Source organism: Cytobacillus sp. FSL W8-0315 (assembly GCF_038002905.1).
GTDB classification, from domain to species: domain Bacteria; phylum Bacillota; class Bacilli; order Bacillales; family Cytobacillaceae; genus Cytobacillus; species Cytobacillus pseudoceanisediminis.
In genome coordinates, this window is the sequence record NZ_JBBOOC010000001.1 from 1,116,918 (window position 1) to 1,136,586 (window position 19,669).

Below are 19,669 nucleotides of genomic sequence, written 5' to 3' on the forward strand. Positions count from 1 at the left end.
GGTGAAAAAATTATTGGCAGTGTTGATGGCTTTTATGTTAGTCGTATTGGCAGCCTGTTCTTCGGATGAGGCGGGAAGCAGCGGTGAAGCAAGCGGAGGCGGAGGAGTAGAGGGAGCCCCGCGGGATATGGCCTTCGGATCTGCAACAGTTGGCGGTTTCTGGTACACATTGTCAGGGGCGATGGGAGAGAAAATGAAGGAAGTTTACCCGGAATCCTCCGTTACGGTAGTGGAGGGCGGCTCTGTTTCCAATCTTTTGGGCTTAGCCCAGGGCACATTTGCTCTTGGATTCAGTAATGGACAAACGGTACCTGAGGCATTGAATGGAATCAATGCATTTAAAGAAAAAGTCGATAATGTCAGCACCGTTGCAACCCTGTATCCAAATGTATTCCATATCGTTGTTCGGGCAGACTCTGATATTAAATCCGTAAAGGACTTAAAGGGCAAGAAGGTTAGCCCGGGAATTAAAGGATACAGCGGAGAGCTGGCATTCCTGGATATTTTAAAACTGAATGACATGAGCTACGACGATCTTGGCGGCATTGAATATATCGGAACGGCAGATGGAGCCGACCTTCTGCGTGATGGACATATCGATGCGATTGTAGGAATGGTTTCTGCGCCGGTTTCCACTTTCCAGGAGCTGGACACGACCCTCGGAATTCGCCTGATTCCTTTGGATGATGAAACAGTTAAAGGCCTGCATGAGTTAAATGAAGGATATTTGGAATATGACATTGAAGGCGGAACTTATTCTAATGTGAAAGAAGATGTTAAAACGGTTGCCGGCTATACGGTTCTGCTGGTTAATGATGATCTAATGGACGAAGAGTCAGTTTATAAGCTTACAAAAATGATGGTAGAAGAAAAAGATACATGGACAACATTATCCCCGATTATGAAAGACTTTAATGCAGAGTATTCAGTGCAAAACAATGTGGGCAAGCTTCACCCGGGAGCAGAGAAATATTACAAGGAAGTCGGGGCACTTAAATAAAACCAAAATAATCCTTTTAAAAAGAAGGTGAAATGATGTCTAAACACGACGTAACGGAAGCGGAAGCTTCAAAAATGATAGCGGAATATGATGAAGATGGTAATCTGAACAGCAAGCTGCGCCTATTAAAGGGCGCCGCTGGCAAAATCATTTCAATTATTGCCGTCTTAATGTCTCTTTTTCATTTGTATACAGCTTTCTTTGGGGTATTCGAATCGATCCTGCAGCGGTCGGCACACCTTGCATTTGCTCTGGCTTTAACATTTGCCATTTATAAGCCTTCCAAGAAAGCGGCAAAAAATGAAAGCATCCCCTGGTATGATTGGCTGTTTATGGTTTTGTCCATTGCTTGTTATTCCTATTATGTGATGAATTCCCAGGTCATTTCATCGCGGATGAGTTATATAGAGCCGCTGACAGCATTGGAAATTGCAATAGGAATCATATCCGGTTTGCTGCTGATTGAAGCAACACGCCGCGTGATTGGAAATACGCTAGTGATTATTATCTTCATTTGCATCGTTTACGGAGTTTGGGGTCATCTGATTACTGGGTCTCTTTCCCACCGTGAATTTACAATGATGTGGATTATTGATCACCTCTTTTATACGGTGACTGGTATTTTCAGTACTCCTCTTGGGGTATCCGCAACCTTTATTTTCCTTTTTATCCTCTTCGGAAAGTTTTTAGAGGTTTCGGGAGCAGGTCAATTTTTTATTGATTTATCAGTGGCTGGTATGGGGAAATATCGTGGAGGTCCTGCCAAAACGGCTATCGTGGCCAGCTCCATTTTGGGAACCATTTCAGGGAGCGCTGTTGCAAATACGGTTACAACTGGTGCCTTTACGATTCCATTAATGAAGAAAACCGGCTATAAGAGCCACTTTGCAGCTGCGGTTGAAGCGGTTTCCTCTACTGGAGGCCAGATCATGCCGCCGATCATGGGGGCTTCGGCTTTCATCATTGCTTCCTATTTAGGTGTGCCTTATATGGACATAGCCGTAGCTGCGTTAATTCCTGCAGTCCTTTATTACTGCTGCCTGTATTTCCAGGTCGATATGAGGGCAAGGCGTTTGGGGCTTGTTGGTTTAAAGAAAGAAGAACTTCCCAAGGTTTCGAGTGTTTTGAAAACCGGATTCATGTTCTTTATCCCCTTAGTAGTGATTGTGGTCATGCTTGCATCCGGCTCTTCACCAATGAAGGCTGGTCTTTACTCTATCGGCGTGACGATATTGGTTGCAGCTTTAAAAGGGGCAACAAGATTATCTTTTTCAAAGATTTTCAAGGCATTGGACTTAGGAGCCAGAGCTGCCATTGAGACAGCTATTGCCTGTGCGGCATCCGGTTTTATCATCGGAATTATTGGGCTTACCGGGATTGGCCTTAAATTCAGCAGTTTGATCATTGAATTATCCGGCGGCATTTTAATCATTACGCTTGTATTCACGATGATCACGAGCATCATTCTTGGAATGGGGCTCCCGACTGTTGCGGCATACATCGTACAGGTTCCGCTTACCATCCCTGCATTAATCGAGCTGGGTGTATCCCCGCTTGCAGCCCATATGTTTGTTTTCTATTTTGCAGCACTATCTGCCATAACACCGCCAGTAGCACTGGCTGCATTTGCGGCGGCGGGGCTTGCCGGTTCCGAGCCGATGAAAACAGGCTTAACTGCAGTAAAGCTTGGCCTCGCGGCATTTATTGTCCCTTATATGTTTGTATACGGGGAAACCTTGCTTCTTGTTGGAGACGTTCCGGATATTATTCTATCTGTTGCAACCTCCATCATTGGAATTATTGGGATTGCCTGGGCTGCAGAAGGATGGCTGTTCCGCCATTCATATTGGTATGAAAGAGCCGTTCTTTTTATCGGGGCTCTTCTGATGGTCAACCCGGGATTTTTATCAGACATCATCGGCTTTGCCATCCTGGCGGCAATGTTTTTATATCAAAAGTTTGTACCTAGAAATACAGTGGCCAATACATTATCAAACTAAGGGGGAACAGAATGAACACCATCACAGTAGTAGGTTCAGGTGTTATGGGAAAAGGGATTGCTTATACCTGTGCCATTTCGGGATTTGAAGTTTACTTGAATGACATTAATCTGGAAATAATAGATAAAGCCAAAAACGATATTTATAGCTTATTGGAAGGCAGCCTTCAAAAAGGGTTTATTTCAGAAGACCAATATGGGAAGGCAAAAGACCGGCTTCATTTTGAAACAGATTTAGAGGCTGCTGCGGAAAATGCAGACCTTGTTATTGAAGCAGTCCTGGAAAAGATAGAATTGAAGATTGATATTTTTAAAAAGCTGGACAGCATCTGTTCTCCGGAAACCATTCTGGCCACCAATACTTCAACAATGAGTCCAACGGAAATTGGGGCACAAACATCACGGCCCGATAAGGTGGTGGCCATGCACTTCTTTAATCCGGTCCACAAGATGAAGCTGATTGAAATTATCCGTGGACTGGAAACATCTGATGATACGGTCCGCATGGTGAAAGAAGTCGGTGAAAAGCTTAAGAAGGAAACCGTTGAAGTGAATGAATTTCCGGGATTTGTGACTTCCCGGATGAATTGCCTGATCGGCAATGAAGCCATGAACATGCTGATGGAAGGAGTAGCCTCTGCTGAAGATATCGATAAAGCCCTGAAGCTGGGGCTTAATCACCCGATGGGCCCTCTTGCTCTGGCGGATTTAGTAGGCTTGGATACCCGGCTGCGCAATATGGAGTATTTATACCAGACACTTGGAGAAAAGTACCGCCCTTGTCCGCTGCTTATCAAATATGTAAAAGCCGGACGGCTGGGGAAAAAGAGCGGCAGCGGATTCTATCAATATTCTTAAGGGGTGAGAACGTGCATCAATACGAAAATCTGCTTGTTCAAATCGAACAGGGGGTTATGTGGCTGACCATTAACCGTCCTGAACAGCGTAATGCATTAAATCAGGAGACGCTCCAGGAGCTCGGAGATGCCTTTAGCTGGGCAGAAGCAAATGATGAGGTGAGATGCATCATCATCCAGGGAGCAGGGGAAAAGTCCTTTGCAGCGGGAGCGGACATAAAGCAGCTTCATGAAAGAAAAATGCTTGAGGCATTGATTCCGGGCATGCAGGGGCTCTACAAGAAAATTGAACAGTCCAGCAAAGTAACGATTGCGGCGGTAAAGGGGTATGCACTGGGTGGAGGTTGCGAGCTGGCCCTTGCCTGCGATATTCGAATCGCAGCGAAAAAAGCAAAATTCGGCTTGCCAGAGCTTAACCTGGGCATCATTCCTGGTGCAGGCGGGACACAGCGCCTGTCCAGGGTGGTTGGCAAGGGAAGGGCACTTGATATGATCCTAACCGGCAAAATCGTTGATGGAGAAGAAGCCGAAAGAATCGGGCTTGCAACTTACCTTACAGCAGATGATGAACTGGAAAGGAAAGCAGAGGAGGTTGCCTCTCAGATTCTTAAAAAAGGCCCGGTTGCAATCAAGCTGGCAAAGCTTGCCGTACATAAAGGCTTTGATGTTGATCTGGAGACAGCCATGCTGATTGAGAAGCTTTCACAGGCAGTAGTTTTTGGAACAGAGGATAAAAGAGAGGGTACAGCAGCATTCCTGGAAAAAAGAACGGCGGAGTTTACTAACCAATAAGGGAGAGACAGAAATGGACTTTAATTTTTCTGAAGATATAAATTTTTTAAGAGAAAATGTGCGTAAATTTGTAAAAGAAGAAGCAGAGCCATTGGCGATGGAAATTGAAGAGAAGGATATGATACCGGAAAAGCTGGTGGAGATGTCCAAGGAAATGGGTTTATTCGGATTAAGCATTCCGGAAGAATATGGCGGGCTCGGGCTTGACATGGTCGGAAAGTGCGCCATTTATGAAGAGCTTGGCAAAACACATAATGGCTATACCACTTTAATAGGGGCGCATACGGGAATCGGCTCTGTCGGAATAGTGGAGCTTGGTACAGAAGAGCAAAAGCAAAAATATTTGCCGAAAATGGCCACGGGGGAATGGATTGGCGCTTTTGCCTTAACGGAACCGAGCGCCGGCTCGAACGCTGCGGCACTGAAAACGACTGCTGTCAGAAAAGGGGACAAATATATTTTAAATGGATCCAAGCATTATATTACTAATGCAGTTGACGGCCATGTCTTTACCGTAATGGCAGTAACGGATCGGGCAAAAGGAGCGAAAGGAATTACTTCCTTTATAGTTGAAAAAGATTTCCCCGGCTTTGTCCTTGGGAGTGTTGAACAAAAAATGGGGTTAAGAGGCTCCCATTCGGCAGAGCTTTTCTTTGAAAACATGGAGGTTCCCGCCGAGAACGTTCTTGGTACAGAAGGACAGGGATATATCAATGCACTGAAAATCCTCGCCAATGGCCGAGCTGGCCTGGCTGCCAGAAACCTTGGCTCCTGTGAAAAGCTTCTGGAGCATTGCCTGCAATATACCCAGGAACGGGAGCAATTCGGCAAGCCGATCATTGAAGTCCAGGCTGTTCAGCATATGCTGGCGGAAATCAGCATGCAAATCGAAGTGCTTAGATCCATGACTTTCAGAGTTGCCTGGATGACCGATCAAAAAATGAGGGTTGTGAAAGAGGCTGCCATTGCGAAGCTATTTGCTTCAGAGGTTTATAACAAAGTGGCAGACTTAGCCGTGCAGATCCATGGCGGAATCGGCTATATGAGAGACTATCCGATTGAACGCTACTACAGGGATGCAAGAATTACAAAAATCTACGAAGGAACCTCTGAGATTCAGCGCAATATCATTGCGAATGAGCTTAAGCGGGAATCTTCCTATGTGGGGGTGTAAGGAATGAATCAAGCATATATTGTCGAATCTGTCCGGACGGCTATTGGCAGAATGGGCGGAACGATAAAAGACGTCCCAGTCGACCATCTTGCAGAGAAGGTCATTCGGGAAGTATTAAACCGCTCTCATACTGATGTACTTGTGGATGAGGTGATTCTTGGTCAGGCCAAGCAAAGTGCGGATACATCCAATCTTGCACGTCTGGCCGCCTTAAGAGCGGAGCTGCCTATTGAGGTTACAGGCTATACAGTTCACCGCCAATGCGGATCCGGTCTTCAGGCCATCAATAATGCGGATATGCAAATCAGGCTCGGCTATTCTGATGTAGTCGTGGCCGGAGGAGCTGAAAGCATGAGCACAGCGCCATACTATATCCGGAACGCCCGTTATGGCTTCCAGGCCGGAAATGCACAAATTCTGGATCCGAATACCGAAAGCCAGCCTTGTTCCCAGCCAATCAAAAAATATGGGAATCTGACAATGGGATTAACCGCTGAAAACCTGGCTGAGAAATATACTATTTCAAGGGAAGAACAGGATGAATTTGCGCTTCGCAGCCAGGAGCTTGCGCATGCTGCCATTGAATCTGGCCGTTTCGAAAAGGAAATCATCCCGGTTGAATATAAGCAAAAAAGAGAAACAAAGCTTTTTAGTGTGGATGAGCATCCGCGCAGTACAAATATTGAGAAGCTCTCGAAGCTTAAGGCGGTATTTAAGGAAAATGGAACCGTGACAGCAGGCAATGCCAGCGGCCGCAATGACGGTGCTTCCGTCATTTTGATGATGAATGAAACAAAGGTCAATGAATATGGCTTAAAACCAAAGGCGAAAGTCATTGCCCAGGCTGTGAGCGGAGTATCTCCTGAGATTATGGGGATTGGTCCTGTCACCTCGACATTTAAAGCGCTAAAGCAATGTGGTTTATCGATGGATGACATTGGATTGATTGAGCTGAATGAAGCATTTGCAGCTCAGGCACTTTCGGTCATTCGTGAATCCGGAATGGATATGAATAAGGTGAATGTTAATGGCGGTGCCATTGCTTTAGGCCATCCGATAGGGGCTACAGGAGCGATTTTGATGACAAAGCTGCTGCACGAGATGGAACGAAGAGGCGAAAAATATGGACTGGTCACTCTATGTATTGGCGGCGGACAGGGAATTACCACCATAATCGAAAACCTTCAAGTTTAAGAATATTCATGAAGGAAGTGTTGTGATGAACAGGCCACATATTGTTCAGATTCTCCCCATGTATCATGCGGATGGGGAGAATCTGCTGAACAAACATGCTGATGTGAAGAAGTTTACCGAATTTAACGAACAGGAGATATGTGATTACCTCCAGATTCATCATGTCGACGGAATCATCCTTCGGGCTCCGGCAAGGATCACACCTGCCATTCTGGACTGCTGCCGGCAGGTAAAAGCCATTTCGGGTGCGGGAGTCGGACTTGATAATATTGATGTCGGATATGCGACGAAAAAGGGAATACCCGTTTTGCATGCACCAAAGCTCAACAGTACCGCCACGGCAGAACATGCAGTGAGCCTGCTTTTAGCGGTGATGAAAAAAACGGCTTATTTTAACAGGGAAACCAGGAGTGGGAACTTTCAGTCAAGGGATGGGGATTTTACACTTGAATTGGAAGGAAAGCAGCTGGGGCTTGTTGGCTTTGGGAGTATAGCGCAAAAAGCGGCCAGGATTTTAGTCCATGGCTTCGGCATGAAAGCTGTGGCGTATGTCAGAACAGTCAATGCAGAAAAACAGCAAGCGGCTGACCGAATAGGAGTGGAACTAACTACGTCTATAGAAAATGTTTTTACTAAAAGTGATGTTGTAAGCTTACATATTCCATTAACCATAGAAACAGACAAACTAGTAGATTATCAATTACTGTCGCTTATGAAAGAAACGGCTGTACTGATAAACACTGCCAGGGGCGGCGTGATCAACGAGGAAGATTTGGCAGAAGCATTGAAACAGAATCGAATTCTGGGTGCAGGGATCGATGTTTTTGCAGATGAGCCGCCGCCTTCTGATCACCCGTTTTTTCAGCTTAAACAAGTAACCGTGAGTCCGCACATTGGCGGAATCAGTCTTGAGGCGGCAAGGAAAACCTCCATGCTGATTGCAGAGAACTTAATTCGTGCCATTCAAGGTCAAAACCTTTCTGTAATAGTCAATCGAGCTGAACTGACCGAAGCAGGGAAGGGGTTATTTTCATGACACCAGAACATTTGAAGAAAGTCATAACAGATTTTGAAAGCAGCCCATTCTGGAACTTTATCGGATTGGAATTAAGGGAATTAAGAGAAGGGCATGTTCTATTAGCCCTTCCCCTCCAGAAGGAGTTCATAAATGTAAGAAATTCTGTCCACGGCGGCATCTATGCATCCATACTGGATACAGCAATGGGCATGGCAGGCAGGTCTCTGGGATATGATGAGGTTGCGACACTCCATCTAAACATTCAATATCTTAAGTCTGTGATGGACGGTACGGTTTACTCCGAGGCAGAGATTGTTCATCAAAATCGCAGCACGGTATTGATTGAAGGCAGGCTAAAGAATGAAGACGGTGAACTGATTGGACATTGCACCGGAACCTTTAAGCTATCAAAAGGTGAAAAGGGATGATGCACACAGCTATTACAGAGATGTTTAACATCCGCTATCCCATTATCCAGGGAGGGCTTCAAGGACTTGGAACATCCCCGCTTGTGTCCGCCGTATCGAATGCAGGCGGACTCGGCCTGATAACAGCTGGAAGCTTTTCGTCCAAGGAAGAAATGCTGGAGGATATTGAGTCGGCAAGAAAGCTCACCTCCAAACCATTTGGTGTAAATATCGCTCTTGGAATCCGCAAGCCAATGGATGAATATGTGGAAGGGGCAATCGAAGCCCGTGTTCCCGTTGTTTTCACCTCAGGAAATAACCCCGAGAAGTATATGGAGAGCCTTAAAGCAAACGGAATAAAAGTCGTTCATGTCGTGCCTTCAGTAAGATTTGCCAAAAAAGCAGAATCGATTGGCTGCGACGCAGTGGTCGTGGTTGGATATGAGTGCGGGGGCCATCCGGGCAAAGAGGATGTAACCAGCCTTACCTTGATTCAAAAGGCTGTAAAGGAGCTTTCGATACCTGTCATTGCAGCAGGAGGGTTTTCAACAGGAAAATCTGCTCTTGCTGCTTTTGCTTTAGGGGCACAAGGTGTGCAGATGGGAACAAGGTTTTTGGCTTCCAGGGAAACAGCACTCCATGAGTCGATCAAAGACAAATTGATAAAGCTTCAGGAAACAGATACCGTGCTTGTGAAAAAATCAATCGGGAAAGCCATGAGAGTGATGAAAACAGACCGTGCGCTGGAGCTGCTGAAAAAGGAAGAAGACGGAGCAGTTTTAGAGGAGATCTTTCCATTTATAAGCGGTGAATCCTATATGGAATTAATTAAAAATGGCAATGAACATTCCGGTGTCATCTCATTAGGGCAGACCATCGGATTAATAGATGAAATAAAAAAGACAGAAGAGATTATCAAGGATATTGTGCAGGAATACGAACAGCAGCTTGAATGTTTGTACAGGAATTTGAATAGATAGGAGCGAAGTCATTGTTTAATCAAGAAAACCAGGTGGCTGTTGTTACTGGCGCAAGCAGGGGGATAGGAAAGGAAATATCCAGAAGACTGGCCTCGGAAGGTGCATATGTCTATTTAGTCGACATTAATGAAGAAGCCTTAGCTGATACCCGACATGAACTGCTGGAAAAAGGCTTTGATGCAGAAATGCTCAAGGCTGATATCACCAATGAACAGGAAGTGGAAAGGCTTTTTTCCTATATAGAGGAAAGGCATGGAAGGGCGGACATTTTAGTCAATAATGCCGGGATCATCCGGGATAACCTGTTATTTAAGATGAATGCCGATGATTGGGACAGTGTCATGAATGTTCACTTGAAGGGAACTTTCCTCTGCAGTAAATATGCCCAGAAATTAATGGTTCAGAACAAATATGGAAGAATCATCAATCTATCTTCCGTATCAGCTCTGGGAAGCAGGGGGCAGGCCAATTACGCAGCGGCAAAAGCAGGGATCCAGGGATTTACGAAAACACTGGCTATTGAACTGGGAAAATACAATATTACCGTTAATGCCATTGCACCTGGGTTTATTAAGACAGAAATGACAAAAGCAGTCGCAGAACGGCTTGGCATTTCCTTTCAGGAATTAATTGAATCCAAAGTAAAGCAAATTCCGGTAAATAGAGCAGGCACTCCAGAGGATATCGCACAGGCGGCAAGCTTTTTTGCCAGTCCCGCATCCTCATTTATTAGCGGTCAGGTCTTATATGTTGCCGGAGGCCCAAAAGCATAGGAGGTTATGATATGAAGCATTGGAATATTGCACTGATCCCTGGAGATGGAATAGGCCCGGAGGTGGTGGCAGAAGGAGTAAAAGTATTAAAAAAAATAGAGGAACTTGATCTCGGTTTATCCTTTTCTTTTACAGAGTTCCCATGGGGCTGCCAATATTATTTGGATAAAGGAAAGATGATGGCTGATGATGGAATCGAACAATTAAAGGGATTCGATGCCATCTATTTGGGGGCAGTAGGCTATCCTGGTGTGCCTGACCATATTTCACTGTGGGACCTGCTCCTGAAGATCCGGAAGGAATTTGATCAGTATGTAAACATTCGCCCAATTAAACTTCTGCATCCGGAGCTGACACCGCTAAAAAACAAAGGGGAAAAAGAGATCGACTTTTTGGTTATCAGGGAGAATAGTGAAGGTGAGTATGCTGGAGCAGGGGATTGGCTCTTCAAAGGAAAGCCTGAGGAGGTAGTCCTGCAGACCGGTGTGTTTTCAAGGAAAGGAACAGAACGCATTATTCGCTATGCATATGAAGAAGCCCGCAAACAGAAAAAGACATTAACAAGCATCAGTAAAGCAAATGCACTGAATTACTCCATGGTGTTCTGGGATGAGGTATTTGATGAAGTGGGGAAAGAATATCCGGATGTCAAAACTTACTCCTATTTGGTGGATGCTGCAAGTCTCTACTTTGTTCTGCAGCCGGAAAGATTTGAGATTGTCGTTACCTCCAATTTATTCGGGGACATTCTAACCGATCTGGGGGCTGCGATTACAGGGGGACTCGGGCTGGCTGCGGGAGCGAATATCAATCCTGAAAGGGAGTTTCCATCCATGTTCGAGCCTATTCACGGATCCGCACCGGACATTGCCGGGAAAGGTCTTGCCAACCCGCTGGCTGCCATCTGGTCCGTCAGCCAGATGATGGATCATTTTGGAGAACCGGCCTGGGGAAGCGCCATCCTGAAAACGATGAAAGACCTGCTTCAGCATAAGAGTTCACTAACTCCGGATCTGGGCGGAAAAGCTTCAACGGATCAGCTTGGCAATGAGTTTATGGAGCTTTTAAGCAGTTATGCTCCGGCTAAGGTTAAAAGTCCTTCCAGTGGAGTTAAATAATAGAGAGAAGGGTTCCTATGATACGGTTTTCTCTCGTATTAAGCATGTGTTTTCTTTATATTCTTGAGGCATTTGTGCCGAATATGTACATTAGCTTTATTTTTAATATGGCGGCTGCAGCGGTCTTTTTCACCATGGTGCCGTTATTGGATAGGAAGGGCAGGATATTTACACTGGGCCTATTCTCTGCGGGGATTTTCATTCATTATGCAGTCGGGGATAGGGGCCTGCTGCTGATTGAGGGCATCACTCAGAATATGGCCCTGCTGGCCATTCTCATTCTGGCTCCGCTTCTGTCCATTCCCTTAAGAAGGGAAGGAATTATTGACACAGTTATAACGTATTTAAATGAACTGAAAAACAGCCCTGCCCATACTTTTTATGGCATAAGCTCATTTATGCTGACTCTGGCTCCCATTTTGAACATGGGGGCCTTAAGGATTGTACACGGCTTTGTGGAAAACATCAAAATTCCATCCAAGTTATTATCAAGGTCGTACTATGTAGGGTTTACACCGGCTGTTATTTGGTCGCCATTCTTTGCTTCAGTAGGAATTGTTTTGTTTTATTTAGAGATCACGTATCTTTCTTATGTAGCGTTTGGTGTGGTTTTTGCCATATTGCAGATGGCAGCAGGAATGATTCTGTTCCGACCGGCTGGAGCTGTGGAGACGGCAGCTGCACTTGAGGAGGAAACTGGAGACGCGGCAGCTGATAAAGGCAGAAAAAAGGATTTGTACACGCTGGCCGGCTTTGTACTTGGCCTGGTGCTCCTCTTGATTGTCATGGAGCATGTTTCCCACAAATCAATGCTATTGCTGGTAAGCATGGTCTGCTTCATTGTGCCGGCAGGCTGGATGGTCCTGCGGAAGCAAAAAAAGGCCGTAAAGGAAGAAGTTTCCCTCTATAAGAGCAAGATACTGGCACAGAGGATGGAAATTTGCCTTTTTCTAAGCGCGGGTCTTTTTGGCAACGCTGTTTCACACACACCTGTAAAACAGCTGCTGGAGAAGTCCATGCAATGGTCAGCACAGCAGTCTATCGGAACTTTGTTCTCGTTCATCATCCTGTTTGTTACGTTAATGGCCTTTATTGGAGTCCATCAAATTATCGTCATTCCGCTGATCCTAACCTCGCTGAACTTTACCGAAATGCCTGGTATTACGGTAGTCAGTGTGGCATTTATGTGCATTTTCACCTGGATGCTTTCTTCTTCCATTTCACCACTTAACGCCCTGAATATCATCATCAGCCAATGTGTTCAAAAAAACGGGCTGACCGTTGCATTCAGATGGAATGGTGTATACTTTATCTCTGTTACAGGGATGGCCTTTTTGTATGTTTATATACTGAATTGGTTTTAACAGGGGCGTGGCGTGCGGAGCCGGACATAAGCAGGCACCTTTCGTATTCCATACAAAGGTGCCTTTTTAACTGCTATTTATTAATAAATGACTGAAACCCATAAGACTTATGACTTCTTCTTCGTTCTAGATTGAAAAAAGCTGACAGCTTCCAAAATAAATAACTTCTCCTGCTCACTCAGCATTCTCCAGTTTCCAGCTTTTATTTTCATTAGTAAGCCCTCCTCGATTTTTCATTCTCTAGTGACAAGGACATGGTTGTAAAATTCTTACTTATCTATACCGCCATTCTATTAATCTGAAACAACAAAAGTTTTTGCAAATTCCGACACTTGTTTTTGTATAATAAGGACTAACCATCAGGAAAAATGTGCTCTTGAAGGTCTTTTGCTATAATTTGAGCCTTTCTTGGACCTATTTCTCCACAATTCTACCTATTTCCCAATATTTTGATTTTAAGTTAAAATGAAAGAATAATAGATAATTTTTTGGGGGATACTTTATGGGCTATCGGGTACCGCTGCTTAGAGGGTTAAAGGAACCTTATTTGATTTCACATCAGCTGAGGAAAGAGGAGAGACTGTCAGGTTTATGGAAGCAGGTTCTGCTGGTCATGCTGCTGAGCGCGCTAGTGTACGGGCTAAGTGCCTACTTCGGCATTGGGAGCGAGCAGACATCAAGAAGCTTGACGGATATGTCCAGAAGCGAGTATGAGCTGTACAAGCTGTTCTTTGGCGGCGGACAAATCGTTTTTGGCGTTATTTATGCTGCCATGATCATTTTCGTGCCCTCGCTGCTTTTTTGGACGCTAGTTGATGTTGAATACCGAAAGCTGATCAGCATTCAGCTGATGGTGATGCTGATTCTCTTAATGGAAAAAGCAATAAACATTCCACTTTTTCTTATTCTGGGGTTAAACAGTGAATCATCGCTATTTTCACTCGGCATCATCGCTCAGGCGGCCTCATTTCCGGAGCTTTTAATCTATACCTTTTCCGTGATTACGCTCTTTAAAATATGGACATTTGTCCTGCAATATAAGTACTTAAAAGTCGTTTCCGAAAGAAGCCCTCGCTTCCTGATATTCATGCTGATCGGAACGCATCTGTTTTTTGTGATTGTCTCGGCTTTACTCTCATCCATTCAATTGGAAAAGCTAATTTAAGTGAGGGATTCTTCTATGACGTGGAAATTGAGATTGCTGCTTATCGGTGTGACGCTGTTCCTGGCTTGCAATATTGCCCTGATTTTCTTAAAAAGCGATAAGATCAGCAGAACCTACTATATTGATGAATGGACGGCTGTGAAAAAACAGGACCTCCTTGAGACCATGCCGGCAAAGGGTGTCCTGGCTCCAAAGGAAGAGCATCACCTATACTATGAGAATACAACCGGCACATTCAAGGGCTTCCTTGTAGAAAAAGGGGATGAAGTTCAGCCGGGTACAGGCTTATTCGAATACTCACCGGATGATATAGCCCTGACGAAGGAGAATTTCCAAATAGAAAAAGAAAAACTGGAACGTGAACAAACCAGCATAGAAAGTCATATCAGAGATTTGGAAAGCATGCAGAGAACACTTGCCCTCACACCTGCAGAAGAAGATGAACCAAATCCAAATGCATATATGATTCAAACGGTTGAACGGGATATTGCTGAAAAGGAGCTGCAGGTCAGCAGGCTTGAAAGTGAAATCCAAAAGTACGAGGATTTGATGGATGCTGCGGACGAAAGCCTGTCTAATCTGACTGTGGAAAGTGAAGTAGAGGGAACGGTCAAAAGCATTAAGAATGACCTTACCAATCCAGTTGTAACCATCATTTCGAATGAGCAAAAGGTCGAGGGGGTTTTTACAGAGCAGGAAATTCATAAAGCGGCAGAAGGAATGAAGGTATTCATCATTCCAAAAGGCAGCAACAAAAAAATAGACGGAACCCTTGAAAAAGTCTTAAAGTATCCAACATCAGAACCACACGCGGAAACAGAAAGCCGCTTTGAATTTACGATTGCTATGAACGAAGCACCTGAGTTTGAAAGTTTCCATGGAGAGCATGTCGATTTGCGTATTGTTACGAATGAAGTGGAAGATACCCTGACTGTTCCTGCTGAAGCGGTGAAGAAGGTGAAAAAGGGCTCGTATACATATGCAATCCAGCAAAACGGCAGGCTTGAACGAAAGACAATTGAAACAGGGCTGAAAATCGGAAAGACCCAGGAAGTGAAGGAAGGGGTGGAGACGGGGGAACTCGTGCTTCTCGAACGGCCGCCATTTCTCAAAACGGGCTTTCCATTTATCACACCATTAGAAGTGGCAAAGCTTAAAAAGAAAGACTTAAAGGATTTAAGAAAGAAAGATATGCTGAAATATGCAGCCAGAGGACTTCTTTCCAGATAGAGAAAACCAGCAGCCATATATGCTGCTGGTTCTTTTATGCCTAATAATAAGGATCTTCGTTACCAGATCGGGATCTGAACAGGATGCCGATAAACATAATCACGGCTGTAATCAGCCATACAATCATAAAGGCTGAGCCAAGTGAAAAAGAGTTACTCGCATAGTTCATGCTTTGCTCAGTATAGACGATATACACAAGGGGTACTGCATTCAAAAGGAAAAAAACAATAATGGCAGCCAGCTTTATTGGCGTCTGATGCTGAAGCTTGGAATAAATTAAAAGAAGACTCGTTAATAATAAAGATAAGGACAAAAATGTAATAATGCCTACGATGTTCATCTGATCTCCTCCTTTAGACCCCGCTATCTATATCATTCTTCAAAATATATGTATACTCCTTCCAAAATATGAAAAAAGACACCTGTAAAAAGGTGTCCTAGTAAAAACGTTTAAATCCATCAAAATGGCTCTTCCAATACGAATTATCCAGACTGGAAACTTCAACGCCTGATGAGCCAGCGTGGATAAATTTATTATTTCCTACATAGAAACCTAAGTGAGAAATGCCTTTCTTATATGTATTCTCGAAAAATACTAAATCGCCAGGCTGAGGCGTATTCACATAAAAAGAGCGGCTGTAGTAGCCTTCTGAAGAGTAGCGTCCCATTTTGGAGCCTGTCTGTTTTAGGACATAATAGATGAATCCGCTGCAGTCAAAGCCTGAAGGTGTTTGGCCGCCCCATTGGTATGGAACACCTACATGCTTTTGGGCTTCGGCAAGAACCGATGCTGCTGCTCCGCTTGTCTGCTCATTATTTCCTGGCTTCCCGCTGGAAACAGATTCATTTGAATCCTTGTCTGCACTTAAGTTTAGCTTTTGTCCGATCAGAATTAAATCAGAACTTAGTTTATTCCACGCTTTAATCTGTTGAACAGTAGTTTTATACCTAGCAGCAATGCCGCCTAGAGTATCCCCTTTTTTAACTACATATACCTCAGAACTGCCGCCATTTGCAGGGCTTGACGGTGCAGGTGCTGAACCTGTCTGCCCTTGGGAATCTCCTGAAGTGTTACCAGCAGACTTTGAAACCTTAAAGACTTGTCCTGGGTAGATTAAGTGTGTGCTAAGGCCATTCCAGCTCATTAAATCTTTTAGACTAATATTATGATTTAAGGCAATTTTAGATAGAGTATCCCCGCTTTTAACGGTATAGCTTTTGGCTGTATTAGCTGGTGCAGGTGCTGTGTTTCCGCCTGATGGCTGATTGGATTCAGGCTTCTCTGCTGCCCCTGGTATTTCGAGTTTTTGATTGATTGATAGAAAATCAGAACTTAAGTTATTGGCTTTTTTAATATCCGTAACAGTCGTTTTGTATTTAATAGCCAGATGATACAGGGTATCTCCTTTTTTAACTGTGTATGTATCGGCGGAAGCCTGAGAGGCAAAGGCAGAAGAAAGCATTGCTGCAGCAGCAATTGAAACCATCTGTTTTTTCACTTTTCCGAATCACTCCTTGGACATATTTTGGTACCATTTTATCACATATATCGTCCAAAAAGATCATATTTTTACATGATTATACAAAAAACTAACTATTATTTTACAATAATAAAGGACTGTCGACTTATGTCGTGCTTCCTACTGAATATTTCTGTCGAAAATTGCCACTTTTCCAAGTATAAAGTCATTATATCGTTCATCTCTTTGAAGGCGAAAGATATCAAGAGCCTGCTCCATATATTTTTTTGCCAAAACAAGCTGTTCTTGGAGTTCATAATTAAATCCAATATGATAATGAAGATGCCCTAATAGAAATAGCTGATCCTTCTCTAAGCAGCTTTCAATAGCCTCATTGCAAAGCTTGGTAGAGCGATCAAAATCCTTTAAGTCTGTATAGGTTTTGGCCGTATTATAAAGAAGCCTGCTTCGGACGGTTTCATCATTTAAATATAGGATTCCTTCTAAATGATACATTGCTTGAAGATAGATAGAAAGGGCCTCTGTGTATCTCCCTGCTTCATATAAAAATATTCCTTTGCTATTGAGAATCTCGATTTCCCTTTCACTCCACACTTTCTCGAATGTCAAATCGATGGCTCTATCGATGAATAGAAGTGCTTCTTCTAACTGGTGATCGACATGGTATTTGTAAATCCCTTTATGCCAGAGAAGAATCTGGAAATTTCTCTTGTTGGATGTAAAGAGGGGATTCCTTTCTTCTGATTCCACAATCCCTTTTATGAGGGGGTAATCAAGGTTGCGCCTGGCTATTCTAAGCTGGTTATTAACCTCCTGAACATAATCAAGCCTAGGGGTCGTTCCGTGCTCAAAGAAATAATTGATATCTACACCCAGCCTCTGTGAAATGAAATATAAAGTGGATGCCAAAGGAAGGACATCGCCTTTTTCAATTTTGCTGATTTGCGCCTGTGTACATATATCCTTTGCCAGGTCTTTTTGGGAAAGCCCTGCTGCTTTTCTTAACTCTTTGATTTTTTTTCCAATCGCAGAAAAGTCCAAACAATACCCTCCTAAAAATATTCTTATAGTTATATTTACTATTGAAAATCCATATAAACAAGAGGTTTCTCCCTGAAACCCATAAAAAATGAGTAATTATCAATGATACATGAATTGCATATTAATGTTTTAATAAAAATGTGAATTGCTTTTAGGAGGAAATCCTAACTGCAACTGAAGGAACATCCTTTTAAATCTCCAATTTTAGCCGGTTCCACAAGAGGAAGCGGTTCTTTTTATGTTTTTAATTGGAAAAATATTGTCAAATAACCAAAAAAGAAATAGAATGTTGTCATAGATTGCTAGGAAAATAGGAGGAGCAAAAAGGTGCTGGAAAATAATGAGGATCACAAAACGATAAATGAGCTTTTTTTCGAGATGCTTACAAAAGTATATGAAATCGGAGTTGGGGAAAAGGAAATGAGCGTAAACCAGCTTCTTTCAGAGATTGAAAATGACCTGAGAAAAATAGTGGGGAATTAACGATATCAACTGGGACATAGAATATGGATGCATACTTAACCCTCTTTATAGAAGGGTTTTTATTTTGTATTAAAAAGTGAATAAAGCTTCCATCACTTTGAAGGCAGTCATTTATAAAATTTTTAATTAATGAAAGGATATTTGCAGGGAATATCGAATAATATTATAGTGGGGCTAATTTTAAATAAGCTGCGAAGAGTTTTTCTCCATATCAGTTCATCTTTAAAGCATGCACTCCACAAACAGCATATAGACTGATGCAGTTTCTGAACACACCTGAATCTATATTAAACGATATTATACCTTTTGTGGTAAAATAATACTATTAATCATACTAAGTGAGGGAAAGCTGATGAATTTAAGTGAGTATTTAATTGGCGACAGCTTACAATCTTTTCGTCAGTATAAAGGGTTAAGTGTTAAGGAGCTTGCAGAGGGAATATGTTCAGAGGAAGAACTTATTTCTTTTGAGAGAGAGAAAGCGTATCCAAGTCTGGAAACGCTGAATCAATTAGCAAATAAAATGAATATTGATCTTACGTACTTCTTTAATATTGCCTCGAAGTCTACCATAAATTATTCTACAGCTGTTATGCAAATTATTAATAAGCACAAGCGGAATTGGAATTATCAGGCCATCTATGAAATTGTGCAAAAGGAACTGGATAATCCCATTTTTCAGCCTGTCATGCTGAAGCAATTCCTAGTCTGGCATCAGGGGATCTGTGTTTTTTATCTTGAAAATGATTTTGATAAAGCGATCCAAATATTGCATGGCGCTTTAGATCTTACAAATGAAAAAAGGGTCAACTTAACGGAAAGAGAAGTCGAAATACTAGCAAGCATCGCTATTTTATATAAAGATATGAATCATTATAAGGAAGCCATATCGTTGTTCAAAAAGGCACTTAATGATTTGGAAAAGCTGCCGCATATCCTTGAGAGCAGAGGGAAAGTCAGGATTCTATTCGGCTTATCCCAGGCCTTGACAGAGGTCCGTGAATTCCAGGAATCGCTGGTGTATTGCCAAAAGGGAATTGATATTTGCATACATGAAGAAATCCAATATTTGTTTGCCAACCTGCACTATCAAAGCGGAGAGAATCATATAAAACTTGGCAATAAAGAAAAGGGAATTGAGTTTCTTCAAAAAGCTATTTATATCCTGCAGCTGCAGAAAAATGATAAATTCATCCAAATTGTTGAATCGGAAATGGAAAAATTACTCAATAGATGTTAATATATAAATAATTCAATAAATTATGAAAAAGAGAGGAGTCAATGTCGTGAAAAAATTAATTTTAGCAGGAGCATTGGCATTAGGTGTAATTGGGGTTGGAGCTTCCTTCGCGGGGAACCAGGAGGCAGGCATTCCATCAGAGCATAGTGTTGTCAAACCGGTAGAGTTAGCCGGCATTCCATCAGAACATAGTGTTGGCAAAACTTTCGAACTAGCTGGTATTCCTTCAGAACACAGTCCGGCATTTTCAACATACGGGATTCCATCAGAGCATTAATATATCAGTCTTCTATTAAAAACGGGAATTTTCCCGTTTTTTTATTTTGGCTAAAGGATTGCCAGATACCCTATAT

At 43.1% G+C, this 19,669-nt stretch carries 20 protein-coding genes; 17 read left to right on the top strand and 3 right to left on the bottom strand.

All coding sequences use genetic code 11. The features are described from left to right. Position 1: 1 nt before the first annotated feature. From MKY20_RS05810 to MKY20_RS05875, 14 genes are all read left to right on the top strand, one after another. On the top strand, positions 2-1,000 hold the full coding sequence (locus MKY20_RS05810; protein ID WP_251174232.1) for a TAXI family TRAP transporter solute-binding subunit: 999 nt from the start codon (positions 2-4) through the stop codon (positions 998-1,000). Between the two features lie 35 nt (positions 1,001-1,035). Further along, positions 1,036-3,000 (top strand): TRAP transporter permease, encoded by a 1,965-nt coding sequence (locus MKY20_RS05815; protein ID WP_217026456.1) that lies wholly within the window; start codon positions 1,036-1,038, stop codon positions 2,998-3,000. Positions 3,001-3,011: 11 nt separating this feature from the next. After that, a complete protein-coding gene (locus tag MKY20_RS05820) occupies positions 3,012-3,857 on the top strand; it encodes a 3-hydroxyacyl-CoA dehydrogenase (protein ID WP_019380736.1) in 846 nt (281 codons plus the stop codon). A gap of 11 nt (positions 3,858-3,868) precedes the next feature. Continuing rightward, positions 3,869-4,648, top strand: a complete 780-nt coding sequence (locus MKY20_RS05825) for an enoyl-CoA hydratase/isomerase family protein (protein ID WP_284521548.1) — start codon at positions 3,869-3,871, stop codon at positions 4,646-4,648. Between the two features lie 13 nt (positions 4,649-4,661). Continuing rightward, entirely contained in the window at positions 4,662-5,822 is a 1,161-nt protein-coding gene (locus MKY20_RS05830) for an acyl-CoA dehydrogenase family protein (RefSeq protein WP_217026273.1), read from the top strand. 3 nt (positions 5,823-5,825) lie between these two features. After that, positions 5,826-7,016: a thiolase family protein gene (locus MKY20_RS05835; RefSeq protein WP_251174231.1), complete on the top strand. Its 1,191-nt coding sequence runs from the start codon at positions 5,826-5,828 to the stop codon at positions 7,014-7,016. Positions 7,017-7,041: 25 nt separating this feature from the next. After that, on the top strand, positions 7,042-8,052 hold the full coding sequence (locus MKY20_RS05840; RefSeq protein WP_174750864.1) for an NAD(P)-dependent oxidoreductase: 1,011 nt from the start codon (positions 7,042-7,044) through the stop codon (positions 8,050-8,052). Then, positions 8,049-8,462, top strand: a complete 414-nt coding sequence (locus MKY20_RS05845) for a PaaI family thioesterase (protein ID WP_019380741.1) — start codon at positions 8,049-8,051, stop codon at positions 8,460-8,462. The genes MKY20_RS05840 and MKY20_RS05845 overlap by 4 nt, the downstream gene beginning before the upstream one ends. After that, positions 8,459-9,421 carry an NAD(P)H-dependent flavin oxidoreductase gene (locus tag MKY20_RS05850; protein WP_251174230.1) on the top strand — a complete coding sequence of 321 codons (963 nt, stop codon included), beginning with the start codon at positions 8,459-8,461 and terminating at the stop codon, positions 9,419-9,421. Before MKY20_RS05845 ends, MKY20_RS05850 begins: the two co-directional genes overlap by 4 nt. 11 nt (positions 9,422-9,432) lie before the next feature. Next, a complete protein-coding gene (gene fabG / locus MKY20_RS05855; RefSeq protein WP_217026278.1) occupies positions 9,433-10,194 on the top strand; it encodes a 3-oxoacyl-ACP reductase FabG in 762 nt (253 codons plus the stop codon). An 11-nt stretch (positions 10,195-10,205) separates the two neighbouring features. Continuing rightward, positions 10,206-11,312, top strand: a complete 1,107-nt coding sequence (locus MKY20_RS05860) for a tartrate dehydrogenase (protein ID WP_019380744.1) — start codon at positions 10,206-10,208, stop codon at positions 11,310-11,312. Between the two features lie 17 nt (positions 11,313-11,329). Then, on the top strand, positions 11,330-12,676 hold the full coding sequence (locus MKY20_RS05865) for a hypothetical protein (protein WP_251266827.1): 1,347 nt from the start codon (positions 11,330-11,332) through the stop codon (positions 12,674-12,676). 502 nt (positions 12,677-13,178) lie between these two features. Beyond that, positions 13,179-13,841, top strand: a complete 663-nt coding sequence (locus tag MKY20_RS05870) for a hypothetical protein (protein ID WP_159345230.1) — start codon at positions 13,179-13,181, stop codon at positions 13,839-13,841. A 15-nt stretch (positions 13,842-13,856) separates the two neighbouring features. After that, entirely contained in the window at positions 13,857-15,071 is a 1,215-nt protein-coding gene (locus MKY20_RS05875; protein ID WP_251266828.1) for an efflux RND transporter periplasmic adaptor subunit, read from the top strand. 40 nt (positions 15,072-15,111) lie between these two features. On the opposite strand, the gene MKY20_RS05880 is transcribed toward MKY20_RS05875, so the two are convergent. The 3 genes from MKY20_RS05880 to MKY20_RS05890 all read right to left on the bottom strand — a co-directional run bounded on the left by MKY20_RS05880 (position 15,112) and on the right by MKY20_RS05890 (position 17,593). Next, positions 15,112-15,411 carry a hypothetical protein gene (locus MKY20_RS05880; RefSeq protein WP_251174225.1) on the bottom strand — a complete coding sequence of 100 codons (300 nt, stop codon included), beginning with the start codon at positions 15,409-15,411 and terminating at the stop codon, positions 15,112-15,114. Positions 15,412-15,508: 97 nt separating this feature from the next. Beyond that, on the bottom strand, positions 15,509-16,570 hold the full coding sequence (locus MKY20_RS05885) for a C40 family peptidase (protein ID WP_217026283.1): 1,062 nt from the start codon (positions 16,568-16,570) through the stop codon (positions 15,509-15,511). Between the two features lie 141 nt (positions 16,571-16,711). After that, on the bottom strand, positions 16,712-17,593 hold the full coding sequence (locus tag MKY20_RS05890; protein WP_251174224.1) for a helix-turn-helix domain-containing protein: 882 nt from the start codon (positions 17,591-17,593) through the stop codon (positions 16,712-16,714). Between the two features lie 327 nt (positions 17,594-17,920). Here MKY20_RS05890 and MKY20_RS05895 point away from each other — a divergent pair, with 327 nt between their 5' ends. The 3 genes from MKY20_RS05895 to MKY20_RS05905 all read left to right on the top strand — a co-directional run bounded on the left by MKY20_RS05895 (position 17,921) and on the right by MKY20_RS05905 (position 19,593). Beyond that, entirely contained in the window at positions 17,921-18,076 is a 156-nt protein-coding gene (locus tag MKY20_RS05895) for a hypothetical protein (protein WP_251174223.1), read from the top strand. A gap of 352 nt (positions 18,077-18,428) precedes the next feature. Next, a complete protein-coding gene (locus tag MKY20_RS05900) occupies positions 18,429-19,316 on the top strand; it encodes a helix-turn-helix domain-containing protein (protein WP_251174222.1) in 888 nt (295 codons plus the stop codon). 46 nt (positions 19,317-19,362) lie between these two features. Then, positions 19,363-19,593 carry a hypothetical protein gene (locus MKY20_RS05905; RefSeq protein WP_251174221.1) on the top strand — a complete coding sequence of 77 codons (231 nt, stop codon included), beginning with the start codon at positions 19,363-19,365 and terminating at the stop codon, positions 19,591-19,593. Positions 19,594-19,669 lie beyond the last annotated feature (76 nt).